Below are 14,921 nucleotides of genomic sequence, written 5' to 3' on the forward strand. Positions count from 1 at the left end.
ATCGCTGGTGAGATTCTATTGCTTCATTGCCGACGATATCCGCACTGGTCCTAGTAATCCAGAGGCCAGCAACGGCGAGTTCGCCTTATAAGGATGGATTACGGTGAAGGTGTATTTCTGGGCATTCGGCTGCTGGTCCCCGATGAGCCGGTTGACCCAGGCGTTGGTGACTTGGATGGAGATTTGGTTAGCGCCCGGCTTGAGCGCGCTGGTTGCGTCAACCCGGTAAGGCGCATGCCACACGGTTCCCAACTGTTTCCCATTCACCGTAACGACAGCAAGGTTCTTCACATCGCCTAGGTCAATCCAAAGCTGAGCGCCAGGCTTGAACCAGTCAGCGGATGCATTCACCGTCTGGGTATAAGTTCCATTCCCGGAGAAATACTTGACGCCATCGTTGCTGCTCTCGCTCCAGGAAGCGAGCTTCTCCATGGTGATCGACGCCGGAGCTCCGCGGTCGGGCTGGAAGCTGACCGTCCACGGACCGTCAATCGTTGCAAGGTCGGTCATCGCCGGTTTTGGAAGGGTTCGCGTGGATCCATCCGCCGGTTTGCGGAAGACGACAAACACCGTACCCCAGGGCTCGAGGTGAAGCGGCACGGTCGTGTGGCCATCGGCAATTTTGTAGGACGCCGGCTCCGAATCGCCGCTCTCTCCGTGCCAGAGTTCCGCTTCCTTGCCGGTCACGCGGAAGGTGGCATCGACTGTTTCGTCTCTGTCGTTGCGGTTGTCGATGTAATAAAGGTCGCCGTCCGCAAGCTTACGATGAACAAACAGGATATTCGTATCGCTCTCCGGCTTGGAATAATCGAAATCGGGCGGCAGCTTCATCGCTGTTACCGCGTCGGTCAGCGACATTCCGGCATAGACCTTTCCCTTGCCCACCGTGCGGATGCCGCTGCCTGTGCCCCAAAGTTCTGCAGCGATGCTGTTGAACTCCTTAGGGTCATCCGCGAGACTGGGCGTATCGACAGGCTTCGCGCCGGCGACGATGGCGCCACTCTTCACCAGATCGCGAATGCTGCGCAACACCGGCAACGACATGTGAACGCTATATGGATCGAGCGCCAGCAGCTTGTAACTCATTCCGCTGGCAGTCGTGATGTTGCCGTCTTGCACCTTGAACATATGGATCAATGCATCGGCATTCACGTAGTCGAAGCCGTAGCCCGCCGGTACATCCGGTGATTTCTTGTCGAAGATTGCGGTGACGTTCGAATCTTCTCCATAAAAGTAAAGGATGTCCGCGCCGAAATGCCCCTGTTGCAGCAGGTAAGAGCTTCGGGCCAGATAGTTGACCCATGGACCAGCCTCCTCCGCCCAGGTCTCATTCCGAGTGAACCATTGACCGAAGGGTCCAAGGCCAAGTCCAGGGACCTTGCCGACCAACGGCTGGTGCACGGAGCAGTGGATGACGAAGCGATTGATACCCTCAGCCATTTCCTTGTCGGCCGTCGGCTTGAGCGTTGCCGGGGACCACGCCCAGGGTGCCGCCGCTGCCGTCATCGACTCCGCTGCCGCAAGATTCTGACCATAAATATGACCTACCGAGGCGGATTCGCGATCATCGGCGTTATAGCCATATTGCTCCTTGTTCACGCCCGGGGTTTGCGTCCACATGGCGCTCATTGGAACTTCATTGAGCTTCTTGACCTCCATGCCATCAGCGATGAGTGCCCGGCCGCTTTCGTGCGACTCGCCATAGTGCCCCATGCCCCGCGCCTTCAACGAGGCTTCGACCTGGCCATAATGCTCATCGGCAATTAAGTCGGCGATCGTCTTGCGCAGGTCCCACAGAAATCTGTCGCTCGCCTCGGCACTCTCGACCACTCTTCCGGTGAGCACTGGCATCCACGGCACTGGATCGTAGCCGCGCCGCTTCTTGAACTCGGCGATCATGTCGTCGGTCCAGTTCTGCGCACCCGCCTCCCAGCTATCGGTGATCACGAACTTCACACCCTTCGAGCCCATCCAGTCCGCGCCTACGGCGCTCTTGTAGTTGTCCAGATAATGGTCGAGGTAGTTCTTCACGTAGGACCGGTTCAGCTTGTCGACCTCGAGGCCGGTCGCCTCCGCAGTCGCCGGATGATTGGTAATCCCCAGCAACGAATAGCCAAATCGAAGCACTACCCACTTACCCGCTGGCGGCGTCCACTCTAGTGTGCCGTCCGGATGCATCTTCGAGGTGAGGTCGACTACATCTGATTTCGAAACCACATCGGCCGCAGGCACCGGAGCGGTTGCGAACTGATAGAGATCCGGCACCGGCACAAACGCTGCTTTCTCTTCGAACCGGTTCACCCGCGCGCCGCTGTGCAGAACCAACTCGGCAATCTCGTAGTCAGTTGGTGGAGGGCCGAGTTTCATACCGAGAGATGCCGGATCCATATCGCCCATCCAGGGCGGCCGCGGCGGCGGCGGGCTGCGCTTGAAGGTCACTCGAAAGTACCTGGCAGTCACGGGAGAAAACGAGAGGGTATGCTCAGGCGCGCCGCTCCCTGGGAGCGCAACGATCTGATGGAAGTTCTGCCCATCGTCACTCGCTTCGAGCGCCTTATCTGGGGCAGAAAGGCCTGAGATCAGCGACTCGATCTCGCCTGGATCCTTGGTCACGATGGTGACCGCCCGGATCGTTTGCGGTTGCGGGAAGTCGTACTGAATCCACGAATTCTTGCCCTCTTCCGGGATTGGCAGTTTCGCGGTTTTGTCTAAATCTCCGTCGCTGAGCAACGTCAAATCGGGGCTGCCCGCGCTAACGGTTAGCTTGGCATGAAGCGATTCGGCGTCAGCATCAGATGCCGGCACTCGGTAGGCAATCACCGCTGAGTCGGCATAAAACTGCGGGGTGGATTGTGATCCGTCCGGGGCCGGAAGCATGTCGTGGACCGCGAGATTTTGGAAAGCACCGGTATTGGATGGCGGCTTGGCCAGTGTTCCGGTAAACGGAGTGCCGCCCTCGACCTTCGTCTCACTCCAGACGTATTTCTTCATGCCTTGCGAAGCTGGGACCCAGGGGCCGCCAGTCTCGCTCCACCCCGGCGATCCGGCAATCGCTTCTTCGAGGCCGAGTTGATCGGCGAGCTTGGTGGCATAAAGAAATGTCTGCTTCCACTCCGGCGTCATATACGCCAGCCGATGTTCGACCACCTGCGGAGTTCCCAGAGCTGCATCGAAGTTCTGAAAGCCCCCCAATCCGACGCGATGCATCCACTCAAGATCGAGCTTGATACCCTCTTCGGTAATATTGCCGTTCATCCAGTGCCACCATACGCGCGGGCGGGCGCCGTTGGGCGGATTCTCAAAGCCGCTCTTCAGCGGATCCTGGGTGCTCTGCGCCAAAGCCAGCGTGCCGGCCAGCAGCAGCGTGGTGGCGATCATGCTCTTCGATCGAGAACGAGTGAATACCGGACCGGTGAATTTTGTGTTTTGCTTCATCTCGAAGTGCATTCTCCTGGTAAGCGCCCTTGTCGCCACAATGGTTTGGCAGAGCTTTTCGAAATAATCTGGTAGCGCGGAGGATCATAGCATGAAGAACATCATTCGATACAGAAATAATTCTCTATTGAATCCTTGAGTCCCCGGCACTACATTCTTCTAGTTGCTCTTCGAACGCATCCCCTTAGCAAACGAGAGATTGAGATGAACCGGCGTGATCTGATCAAGATGTCAATCGGCAGTGCAGCCAGCTTTGTCATGCCGAGGTGCGTACTCTCCGCAACTTCGCCGATACCCATCGTCGATGCCCACATTCATCTGTTCGATACCACGCGTGCCGAGGGTGTACCCTGGCCTGAGAAGAGTGACACCGCACTCTACCGGCCGGCGCTTCCTGCTCGCTACAAGACCGTCACCGAAGGGCTTGGGGTCGTAGCCGCTATTGCTATCGAAGCCAGTCCGCTTGCCTCCGACAACGATTGGCTGCTCGGCATCGCCGCCGCCAACCCCATCATTGTGGGAGTTGTCGGCGACCTCATCCCCGGAGATCCGGGATACTTCAACGACCTTGACCGGCTTCATGCAAATCCTCTCTTTCTCGGCATTCGCTACGGAAACCTCTGGAAACGGAACCTGCTCATGGATCTGCAGAAGCCCGGATTTCTCGCTGGCTTGAAGAGGCTTGCCGAGGCCAATCTAGTTCTTGAAAGTGCCAACCCGGACCTGGATCTACTTCGAGCTTTATCGACCATTGCCGACCATCTTCCCGATCTAAGGATCGTCATCGATCATCTTCCCAATGCAACTCAACCGCGTGAACAGAGTGGTCGCAATGAATACTGGGTCGTACTCCGTCACCTCGCTGCTCACCCGAGCGTCTATGTGAAGCTGTCTGAAATCCCCGCCATTGTGAATGGCCGCCTAGTCACTGCTCCCAGCCACTACAAGCCGGGACTCGACGCGCTGTGGAACATCTTCGGTGAGGACCATGTCTTCTTCGGCAGCGACTGGCCCAACAGCGATCACGTAGCCACTTACCGCGACACGCTGGGCATCGTCCGTAGTTACATCTCGCAGCGGAGCGCGTCTGCACAGGAGAAGTACTTCTGGAGGAACTCCATCGCTGCGTATCGTTGGCAACGGCGCCTCCCGAGCCAGCCAGCCTGAGCGCATAGCCGTTTCTTCATCTGACTAAGATTCATGGCCAGCTGACGAGAGTGACAGAAAAGGGAGACACTTTCAGAGCATCTCCATTTTGGCTGGATGTGCGGGCTGGACCATCCCCACTCGCCTCATCGACCGTCGCGAGCGTTACACTCTGCGTCCCAGCCGGCAAGTGGACATCGAGGCTGCGGTTTAGCTTGTTGATGAGCAGTAGCTTCTTGCCGGAAGGTGTCACAAATCCTTGCGCCGAGATGTCGGTGCTATCTTGCCCAAGCTTGGTCTCTACCAGCTTGTCACCAGGATGTAAGTTATCTTTGATTAACTTCAACACCCAGTAACGCGCATTCGGTTTGCCATTCGTCCAATCCATCATCGAAACACTTGGAAATTGGGATGGATAACCCACTAGCTGCGACTCTCCTATGACGTCGATGCCCATTTTCGCCAACTCGATGTAGAGGTAGGCATATAGCGCTCCTGCTCCCGCCCAATAGGCGCTGGGAATCCGATTGGGAAGCGCCTTCGATGCCGCAATCTCCAGGCCGTCCGTAGGCAGGATAATTCCGAGCTCATCCGTATCCGTCTTGGTTTCTGGAGTGAGCCGCTTGCGAATGGCTTCAATGTACCTGGTGGTCGCAAGGAATCGGTCTGCCTGGTCGAAGAAGGTGTACTGCCAGTCATTGATATCTTGATCCAGACTCGGCGTTGCGTAGAAATGGTAGGACACATAGTCGAGCGGAATGCCCGGTTTATGGTGTCTCGGATCAAGAAAATATTCAAACCATTTCGGATCGTTCGAAGGTTGGGCAAGCGCTAAGCCCACGAATTTCGTATCCGGGCTAACCGCATGAATCGCACTTACGATTGCGTCATATCGCTGCGTATAGCTCTCGGGAGTGGTCGAGTGCTCGAAGTCTACCTCGTTAAGAACCTCCCAGTAAGGAAAGCTATAATGGTAGCCCGAGGTATGCCGTTTACCGTTTTCATCCGTGAATCCGCCTTTGGTATACCAACTCACCAGACGAGCGAAGTAGTCCCCGACCTCTTTCCCGGAAGGGTCATTCAACTCAGTTCCCTGGGTATAAGTCCAGAAAACCTGATCCGGATCCGCAGGATACACAACCGGTTTCTCTGTCTTGAAAAGCCAGGCAGGTATCGTGCTGAAATTCATGATCGTGCTGTGACCGTCAGTAGCGTTCAGGAAGTCCTTGGTCATCGGATCGATCAACGAGAAATCCCAAGACGTCTTGTCCTTCGTAGGGGCGTCCAATTCCGCAACAGCGAGCTTGGGATAAGGTTCCCAGGGAACGTATCGCACGTAGTCGGCGCCCAAATCCTTGAGTGCCTGGAAAGAACCGTCGTGGATAGGCGATCCCTGCCGCAGCATTGGATTCACAACGACCTGCAAGGTCGGCGTCGACTTGGAAACTGAAATCGTCTTACCCCAGTCAACACTGATCGTGTCGGCAGCAGTTGGAGTCTGAGCATTGGCAATAACACCGCTGAAACAAACTGCTGCAAGAGCCATTAGTAGGCTTGTATTCTGTTTTCGCTGTTGGGCGATTTGCATAAAATACCGATATCCGAATCGACTCGTTTGCCCCGCATTTCTCTTCACGATGGCTCCATGGGATAACGCTTTCGCTGATCTTTTAAATAGGATTGTTCAGTGCAGCAGAGTCACGCCGTATTCGACAGAGACGGAGCTGTAACCGATGAACGACTTCAGCGTCCGGCCTCCTCATCGACCTTTTGCTTGGTCACTTCGCTCTGCTCTGCCTGCAGCGCGGAGGATGGTGAACTCAGTCGTGCTTGATGAAGCCTGCGAAACTCGGTCATGGCTTTGCTCTGCTCTCCTGCATCGCCGAGGGATCGTTCCGCCTGAGAAAGGCGATACCAGGAAACCTCGTTTGAGGGATCGACACTTATGGCTTTACGAAGTGCAGCGACCGCCGGCTGCGCCTTCTCCTCCGCCAGATATACAGCGGCGAGTCCAATGAGAGCGTCATCAAAGTCCGGATAACAATCGATCGCAATCTGAAAATATTTTTCGGCGTTGGGATAGTCTGAGGTACTACGATAGATCTCACCCGCTTCATAGGCTGCATTCGCATTTGTCGAGTCGATAGCAAGCTCAGCGAGAAACTCGGTTAAGGCCTCGCTCTGTTCCTGCTGTGCACCAGAGCGGCGCGCTTCTGCTAAGAGGGTCCTGCCAATGCGATAGTGGATGCCCGGGCGATGCGGATCGATCTCAAGAACCTGGCGATACTGTTGAATCGCAGCCGCCGTTGCGCCCTGGCTCTCATTCACTTCCGCTGCGGCAAGATACCTCCATGGTGAGTTCGGTGCAACCACGTTCATCCGGCGTACAGCTTGATAGGCCATATTTCCATAGATTTGGGAGCTGTGGTAAAGCACCTCAGGATCGTCCGGGTAAAGTTTGTCCATCTGCAGAGCGACTTCCACCGCCTTCTGGTCGAGCTTGAGGCCCGTATAAGCCCGCTCCAATTGAAGCCCACACATCTGCTTCTCGGCACCCTGCGCGCTGTGCTGGAAACAGTCTTCCAGGCCGGGGATTGCTGGACGATAATCGCTCATCTCCGACAATGAGATTGCCAATAGCGTGTGCACCTTGGGCAGAGTTGGCTTCAATTTCAAAGCAGCCTTGAGCTCTACAGCAGCCTGATTGAACTTTCGCTCCTGGTAATAGATCCGGCCTAGGATTGCGTGGACCTCGGCGACATTCGGCTGCATAGAACGAAGTTGCTCAAAGTTGCGCTGAGCTTCATCCAGATGGCCAGAAGCGAGCGCGGCTTGACCCTGCTCGGCATAGTGGCCGGCGTCCGCGGTCTGCGAAAACATCACACTCTGTCCCAATGCTGAAGCCAGCAGCAAGCCCACCCAAACTTTGCGAGAGAATTCCATGAAGGGCAGTCTATTCCGTAAGTCGCGGGAGCGTCAGCGGTGCGCGCCAACGCTCCCGGACAAAGTTCCTAGAATGTCAACTTCCCTCCAAGCTGAATGACACGCCCTGGTCTGGCAGAGACAACCCGGCCGAAGTTGGTGTTCGCACTGCCGAACTGGGCCTGATCGTTGACGTTGTTATCTACCGGAATAGATCCTGGCCCCACACCCGGACTCGATGGATCAACACCAAATTGAGTGTGGTTGAAGACATTAAATCCTTCCACGCGCAATTGAAAGTTGACCCGTTCCCCGAATCGGACATTCTTCGCCGCGCCCATATCGAAGTTTTCAATGCCCGGTCCAGTCACAGAATTACGCCCGCTATTGCCAAACGCTCCCGCCAGAGGTTGAGCGTAGGCAGAGGTATTGAACCACTGAGCCAGGTGCTTCTGAGGACCGCCATACGGATTGCCAACTACGTTGGCCCGCTGATTCGGCGCCGAGAGCAAACTGTAAGTGTCCGCGGCCAGAATCGAGAATGGAAAGCCCTTCTGGAATGTTGCGATCCCTGTAACTTCCCATCCGCCCACGGCCAGGTCGGCTGCCTTGTTCACGCCCCCAAGATATTTCTTGCCATGACCAAAGGGCAGGTTCCATACATAGCTCGCGACAAAACGTTGACCAACATTGAAATCAGACGGGGCATAATCCAACTTTGGATTGTGATCGTCAAGGTGCCCATTGTAGGAGTTGGTTGCCCCAACACCGGCGGCTGCTGACTTATCATCCATGTCCTTGGCGTAGGTATACACCGCGACTAGAGCTAGGTCAGCGGCGCGATGTTCCAGCTTTACGTTCCCCGCGTTGTAGTTGGAATATCCTGACCAACTGCTGTTTAGTGTCGTATCGCCAGAGAAGTTGGCGAACGGCGTTCTATCTTTCACTGGGCAATCGCCAGCCGTGGGATCCGCTTGGCAGAGCGTTGGGTCCGCCGGCTGGAATGGTTGATTGATGTTGATGCGATCTAGGTTATGCGTTCCCTTGTTTCCGACATAACTTACTTCCAAGGTCGTGTTTTTGGCCAGTTCGCGCTGCACCGAGAGCTGCCACTGCTGCACATACGGGTTGATCGGATGGTCGGAGATAATGACCGCGATAAATTGGCTGCCTTGGTTCGCGATCGTTACCGGCTGGAGTGCGCTTTGCGCCGGAAATAAGTTATCGGTGAGCTTCGGGGCGGTCGCCGGCACCTGGATTTGCGGGTTCAAACTTGCCCGGGTGACAAAGGGATAAAGATCGCCTGAGTCATCGATCTCGCGCGTTTCAGATGAGTCGAAGAAGACTCCATAGCCGCCGCGGATCACCGTCTTGTCGCCGCCGCCTAGGAACTCAGGACGATACGCAAAGCCGAATCGAGGCGCGAATGGCGTCTTCGAACCGTCGCGCGGGTTCCGCCGTCCACAGTAGCGGTAGAAGCCATTACCTGCCGGAGCTATGCCGTCCGTTAGTAGCGCCTGGTCGCCGAAGCACAGACCGCCGCCCGCGTTTTGATCGTCGATCCAGAACATCTTGTTGTTCTGCTCATACGGGACATTCCGGTAATCCCAGCGTAAGCCGAGGTTCAACGTGAGCCGCTCGGTTACCTTCCAGTCGTCCTGAATGTAAGGACCGACATAAAGGAAATGATACTGATTCAAATTCCCCGGTTGGCCACCAGTGGAACTGAACGGACCAGGCTGGTAAGTGCTCGCTCCGGCATAGTAGCCCAGAAGAAAGTCTGCCACGGCATTTCCCGTCCCGCATAGACCGGAGGGCGTGAAGCACGTCTGCACCGAGCTGGTCTGACCCGTCGCGGGATCTGTCACCGTGGTCTGGCTATTGGTGAGCACCAGGTTGTTGTTAAAGGAGTAGCTGCCTAGGAAGTTTGTTGAGAGATCCCGCTTCTGCACCCAGCGCCTGTAATCGAAGCCAAAACCAATAGTGTGCTTGCCCCTGATGACCGTGACCGAGTCCGCGAATTCCCAGAGCGGAATGTTGCTGGTCGTAGGATTGTTACCCGGGCTTCCGAAACTTCCGCTGAGGTTCTGAAAGCTCACCCCGGGCCAGCCGGAAGCGTAAGCAGGCAGATTAGTAAAGATCCCCGTCAATCCCAGCGCGGCGACTGCGCTTGCCGGTGCGGCATTGGCGAACTGGAGGGCATTCGCCTGTAAGTGGCCGAAGCGGAAATTATTCACAAAATTGTGTGGCAGCGTGATCGTATGGTTGATCACCCAGCTGGTCGATTCCTCAGTGAAAAGGTTGTTCCCTGCCGGGAACGACGAGTTGCTGATGCTCGAGTTATTGTAAGTCGCATGTGTCCAGCGGAAGAAGACCGAACCGTAGCGGCCGAGTTGCTGGTCGCCGCGATAGGTCTGCTGATCGGTCGTATTAGGTAAGCTCTCCCGAAGCAGAAAGTTATTGCTGCCATTACACGCTCCGCTGGCAGGGTCGCAGTTCGGCGCAGGAAAAAGCCCGCCGGCCAAAGTAGTTGCAGCTAGCCGCGAGAAGCGTGCGGCCGGAATCACATTCCCGGGAAATGGTTGACCTGTGTTAGGGTCGATCGGCTGGCAAGGGTTTCCACTACTCAATACGGCGGTGCAGGCCGTGCTGCCGAAGGCCGGTAGTCCTGAGGCAGCAAAGTTTCCCGTTAATTGGTTCGGATCCGGAACGTTCGCATAGTTATTCGATCCATTGACGATTCGCCATCCTTCATAGTTGGCTAGGAAGAAGCTCTTGTTCCTGCCGTCATAAAGTTTCGGAATCCAGATCGGTCCACCCAGCACATATCCGAATTGGTTCTGCCGTAGCACCGGTATGGTCGTCTGAAAGTAGGACTTGGCGTCGTAAGCATCGTTCCGGTTGAACTCAAAGACAGAACCATGAAACTGATTGCTTCCGCTCTTGCTGATCAAATTGACCTGATTCGCGCTAAAACCATACTCCGCCGAGTAAGTCTCGCTCTGTACCTTGAACTCCTGAATCGCGTCCTGCGAGAGAATGACTGCCGGCGTCTGCAATGCCGTGTCTGTATTCGTAATGCCATCCAGGGTGTAGTTGTTCGATTCCGGACGCGCGCCATTGATACTGATGGCGTTCCCTTCTCCCTGGCGCATCTGCCCCATTTCTCCGGTCGTCTGTACTGCGCCGGCGCCGATGAAAAGCAGGTTGATGAAGTTGCGGCCATTGAGTGGCAACTGGTCAACCTGTTTCTGAGTTACAAGCTGGGCTATCTCAGAAGTGTCGGTGTCGAGCGTCACCCCGCCGCTCGTCACGGTCACCGTTTCACTGGCTGCGCCTGCCTGCAGCACAAAGTTGACTCGAACTTCCTGCGCAACTTGCAAGGTGGTGTTATTCACTTGCTCGGTGCTGAAGCCGGGCGCTTCCGCGCTTGCTTGATAGGGACCAGGCGGTAGATCGGGCACCGTATAATCGCCCGCTCCGGTGGTAATGGCTACACGAACAGTGCCTGTACCGGTATTGGTGATCGTGACTCGCGCGTTCGCTACCACCGCTCCGGTCTTATCTGTTACCGTGCCCACGATAGTGCCGGTGGCGCCACCCTGGCCAAATGCCGCGCCCGAGGCGAACACAAAAGCCAATAGCAGGTACGCCAGAACGGAACGACCACTGAACTTCCGCATAACTAGTTCCCTCCAAAATCTTCCAGCATCCGCGGGGAATTTCTTGTCGGGTGAAATCTCCCGAGCCCCAAAATACAAACTCTCACCGGGTATCTGTTCCCATTCGGTACGACTTTTGTATTGGAGGCGAACGCTAACAAGTCGCCTAAACAGTTGTCAAGATAAAATGTTCCCTTATTGAACTCTGGGTTTTAGGGTTCATTAAATAACGCGCTCTGCCATCGAATATGCCATCAACTAAATCGCTTTTTAGTTGCCGCTGACCGTCTGCCGCGTAGTTGTTCGCTCGCCGATAAGGCGAACCGGCCCCAGTAGACCTGACTCCGTCAGCGGCGAATCTTTCTCATACGCCTGATAGTCGGTGAAGGTGTAGTGCGCTGTCGCGTCCGGCTGTTGATCGCCGATGAGCCGGTTCGGCCAGAGGTTCGTCACCTTCACCTCGAGGTGGTTTACTCCTGCTTTCAAAAGGGGTGATAAGTTGACTCTGAAGGGCGGCTTCCAAAGGACCCCACCCACCGGCGTTCCGTTGACGGATACCTCCGCGATCTCGCGAACTCTCCCAAGGTCGAGTACCACCGAGGAGCCCGCCGGAAACCAGTCTCGGTCTACATTGAAATCCTGAGAGTAAGTCGCCGTTCCCGAAAAGTACTTCACTCCCGGATCGGCCGAGCTAGTCCATGAAGTCAGCGAAGGCAACTCAAGTACCGGCGGCGCACCTAGATCAGGTGGGAACGCAACCTTCCATGGCCCCGGCAGTGTTGCCAGTTCCGTCTCCGTCGTTGCCGGCACTGTTCGTGCAGGCTCATTCGTCGACGAGCGGAAGATTACAAAGACCGAACCTTCAGGGGAAAGGCGGAGAGTGATCAGGGTGTGTCCATCTCTGACACGATACGAGACCGGCTCCGTCTTACCGGTATCCGGATACCAAAGCTCGGGCGCCTTCCCGGCTACGCGGTAGGACGTCTCCACTTCCTCGGTCCGCACCATCTGGTTGGCGACAAAGTAGAGATTAGCTTCCGGAGTTCTTCGGTGTGCCCAAACCAGTTCATCCGTCGCGTTGGGTACCGGATAGCTATAGCTCGAGAGAATCTTCGGGGCCGCCGAGGTGAAGTCTGGCTGAATGCCTTGTTCGGTAAAGACTCGCTCGAGAGATGTTCCCCAATACACCTTGCCCTTGCCGTACGAGTGCGAGCCGGAAGCAGACGCCTCCGCGCCCCAAAGCGTATTCACCAGAGAATGAAGTTCCGCGCTTTCGTGAAGATCCGATAAGCTCGGCGAACCAGCCATCCGAGGCGCCACGACAACGGCGCCAGCCTTCACCAGCATCGTCAGTTGACGGACTACTGGAAGCGAGAGCGCCGTCATCTCGTCCGGAACAACCAGCACGCGATATGTCATACCCGATTTCAGCGTCAGCTTCCCTCCCGATACCGAGGTCTGGTGAAGCAGCACATCGGAGTTCAGGTAGTCATAGGAAGCCGAGACCGGGACCGCCGGAGAAAAGTGCTTCCAGAAAGGAACCGTTACCGGCGCACCTTCCCCATAGAAATACGCCACGTCCACCACCGGCTTGCCTTGCTGCAGGAGATAGGAGCAGCGGGCGAGATATCCATTCCACGCCACCGCCTGTTCGGCCCAGGTGATGTTCCGCGTATAGTGCTGTCCATAGTAGCCCAGCGTGATGCCGGGCTTGTGCTTTCCATCGACAAACGGCTGATGGTCCGAGGTATGAAAGACAATCCGGTTCACGCCGCGAGCGAAATTCTGGTCGGCAAGCTGTTTCAGATAGAAGGGCGTCTGGGCCCAACCTAGCGTTGTGGGGTTCGAAGTAAAAGATTCCGTAGCAATGATGGGCTTTCCATAAATATGCCCCGCCGAACTGGCCTCGCGGACATCCGCCTCCCGAGTAGGCAGGTCCAGCTGGTCCGGCATTGGCGTCCAGAACTCTCCCATCGGAATGCTGACCTGACCCTTGTTCAGCAACCCGTCTCCAGTCGTGGGCATGTAAATTCCCATGGCCTCGGCATAAAGCCCTAAGCCTTGTTTCGCGAGGAAGTCGTTCGCGAGCTTGTAGTGGTTCTCAGCCAATAACTCCGAAAGAGTGAGCCGGTAATCCCACAGAAAACCGTCGCTGGCCTCCGAGCTCTCCACGATCCGCCCGCAGAGTACCGGCAGCCACGGGATTGGATCGTAACCGCGGCGGTTGCGAAACTCAGTCAGGATCGATTCCGTCCAGTTCTCCTGCCCGGCCTCCCAGCTATCCATCAGGAAATAGCGAAAGCTCTTGCTGTAATAAGGCGAGACCGCGCCGGAAATCATGCCGGTATAGGTCTTCACGTAGTCGGCGACATGACTTCGACTCAGCTTATCGACTTCATAGCCAGTCGCCTCCGGGGTCGCCGGATGGTTCTTCTTCCCCGTCAGCGAATAGCCCATTCGCAGGATCACCCAATTTCCCGCCGGGACCTGCCAATCGAGAGTCCCATCCGCTCGCATCTTCGAGGTAAGGTCGACCACATCCTGGACCGGGATGGCATCTTCTTTCGCGACCATTGGAGTCGCCGTATTCGCAGTTGCCACAAAGGTGCCAAAGCTCGCCTTGTCTTCAAAGAAATTCACCCGCGGCGAAGAGTAGAGCCGAAGCTCCGCTATCCGAAACAACTTCGGCACCGACATTCCGCGTCTCACCTGGTCTTCAGTAAGCTTTGGCTGCTGAAGCGTAACCCGGAAGTAGCGGGCCGTGATGGGAGCGAACGAGAAAGTCCTTACGGAAAACGGGCGTATCCAGGTCGGCGTATCCGGAAGCGCGACCACATCTGTCCAGTGTTCGCCATCCGTGCTCGACGAGAACCGTCCGTTTGGGAGCGCAGGAAAACCACGGATCGGTGGAAGCCCCATCCCCAGCGTGAACGAACGCAGCGTGAAGTTCTGCGGAAATTCCCACTGGATCCAGGCGTCAGACCCATCGGCATCGCTCCCGAGATCGGCGGTAGTCGAGTAATCTCCATCGCTGAGCGCTGCTGGATTCAAGGCCGGGTCGCTCGAGGTGATTTTCGCCTGCTTCTCGAAAGCGGGTGCTTCGCGCGCGGGCAGCCGGTAAGCCAGCACCACGGAATCGGCATAATAAGTCGGGTCTGGAGCTGCCTCTGGGGCCGGCGGCGGTGTATAGGTTGCCGGCGCGCCGCCAAGATGGGGAGCCATCGGTTGCTCCGTCGTCACCAAGCCCTGAAATGGACCATTGACCCGCGGCGGCTCCGCCAGCTTTCCCGAGAATGCCTGCGGACCATGAACCTCCGTCTCACTCCACACCGCTTTCTTCATCGCCTCCGAAGGCTTCACCCACGGACCGGCCGTCTCACTCCAACCTCCCGATGCCGCCATCGACATCTCCAGATGCAGCCGATCGGCCTCCCCGGCCGCGTGTTGCATCGCCGCCTTCCATTCCGGAGTCATCCAGATCACCGGCTTCATGTAATGAGGAACGCCCAGATCGCCATCGAACATCTGCATCCCGCCAATACCAACCCGGTGCATCCACTCCAGGTCGGCGGTAATGCCTGCCTGGGTGACGTTCCCACTCATCCAGTGCCACCACACCCGCGGCTTTGCGGAGTCCGGGGGAGTCTTGAAATTGTCTTCCAAAGATGTGGAAGACGAAGATGTGATCGCCTGCTGGGCCATCAGCGAAGTAGCGCCGCAAAGCAAAGCGAACGCCATCCTCCTCTTCCACAAGCC

General features: G+C 56.5%; 6 protein-coding genes. 1 reads left to right on the plus strand and 5 read right to left on the minus strand.

Features of this window, described 5'->3' with window-relative positions:
- Positions 1 to 15: 15 nt before the first annotated feature.
- Positions 16 to 3,435, minus strand: a complete 3,420-nt coding sequence (locus ACPOL_RS25895) for a glycosyl hydrolase (protein WP_114211067.1) — start codon at positions 3,433 to 3,435, stop codon at positions 16 to 18.
- A gap of 204 nt (positions 3,436 to 3,639) precedes the next feature.
- Here ACPOL_RS25895 and ACPOL_RS25900 point away from each other — a divergent pair, with 204 nt between their 5' ends.
- Complete coding sequence (locus ACPOL_RS25900) at positions 3,640 to 4,602, plus strand: amidohydrolase family protein (RefSeq protein WP_114209613.1); 963 nt, start codon at positions 3,640 to 3,642, stop codon at positions 4,600 to 4,602.
- Between the two features lie 31 nt (positions 4,603 to 4,633).
- On the opposite strand, the gene ACPOL_RS25905 is transcribed toward ACPOL_RS25900, so the two are convergent.
- From ACPOL_RS25905 to ACPOL_RS25920, 4 genes are all read right to left on the minus strand, one after another.
- Complete coding sequence (locus tag ACPOL_RS25905) at positions 4,634 to 6,169, minus strand: glycosyl hydrolase family 39 (RefSeq protein ID WP_236657042.1); 1,536 nt, start codon at positions 6,167 to 6,169, stop codon at positions 4,634 to 4,636.
- Positions 6,170 to 6,324: 155 nt separating this feature from the next.
- Positions 6,325 to 7,524, minus strand: a complete 1,200-nt coding sequence (locus ACPOL_RS25910; RefSeq protein WP_114209614.1) for a tetratricopeptide repeat protein — start codon at positions 7,522 to 7,524, stop codon at positions 6,325 to 6,327.
- Positions 7,525 to 7,592: 68 nt separating this feature from the next.
- Positions 7,593 to 11,186: a TonB-dependent receptor gene (locus ACPOL_RS25915; protein WP_114209615.1), complete on the minus strand. Its 3,594-nt coding sequence runs from the start codon at positions 11,184 to 11,186 to the stop codon at positions 7,593 to 7,595.
- 249 nt (positions 11,187 to 11,435) lie between these two features.
- Positions 11,436 to 14,903 (minus strand): glycosyl hydrolase, encoded by a 3,468-nt coding sequence (locus tag ACPOL_RS25920; RefSeq protein ID WP_161557575.1) that lies wholly within the window; start codon positions 14,901 to 14,903, stop codon positions 11,436 to 11,438.
- Positions 14,904 to 14,921 lie beyond the last annotated feature (18 nt).

Origin of the sequence: Acidisarcina polymorpha (genome assembly GCF_003330725.1) — a bacterium.
GTDB classification, from domain to species: Bacteria; Acidobacteriota; Terriglobia; order Terriglobales; family Acidobacteriaceae; genus Acidisarcina; species Acidisarcina polymorpha.

What these genes read in the sequence shown, in the direction of transcription:
- ACPOL_RS25895 (WP_114211067.1), bottom strand. Translation starts at nt 3,435, where the DNA reads ATGAAGCAAAACACAAAATTCACCGGTCCGGTATTCACTCGTTCTCGA.
- ACPOL_RS25900 (WP_114209613.1), top strand. Translation starts at nt 3,640, where the DNA reads ATGAACCGGCGTGATCTGATCAAGATGTCAATCGGCAGTGCAGCCAGC.
- ACPOL_RS25905 (WP_236657042.1), bottom strand. Translation starts at nt 6,169, where the DNA reads ATGCAAATCGCCCAACAGCGAAAACAGAATACAAGCCTACTAATGGCT.
- ACPOL_RS25910 (WP_114209614.1), bottom strand. Translation starts at nt 7,524, where the DNA reads ATGGAATTCTCTCGCAAAGTTTGGGTGGGCTTGCTGCTGGCTTCAGCA.
- ACPOL_RS25915 (WP_114209615.1), bottom strand. Translation starts at nt 11,186, where the DNA reads ATGCGGAAGTTCAGTGGTCGTTCCGTTCTGGCGTACCTGCTATTGGCT.
- ACPOL_RS25920 (WP_161557575.1), bottom strand. Translation starts at nt 14,903, where the DNA reads ATGGCGTTCGCTTTGCTTTGCGGCGCTACTTCGCTGATGGCCCAGCAG.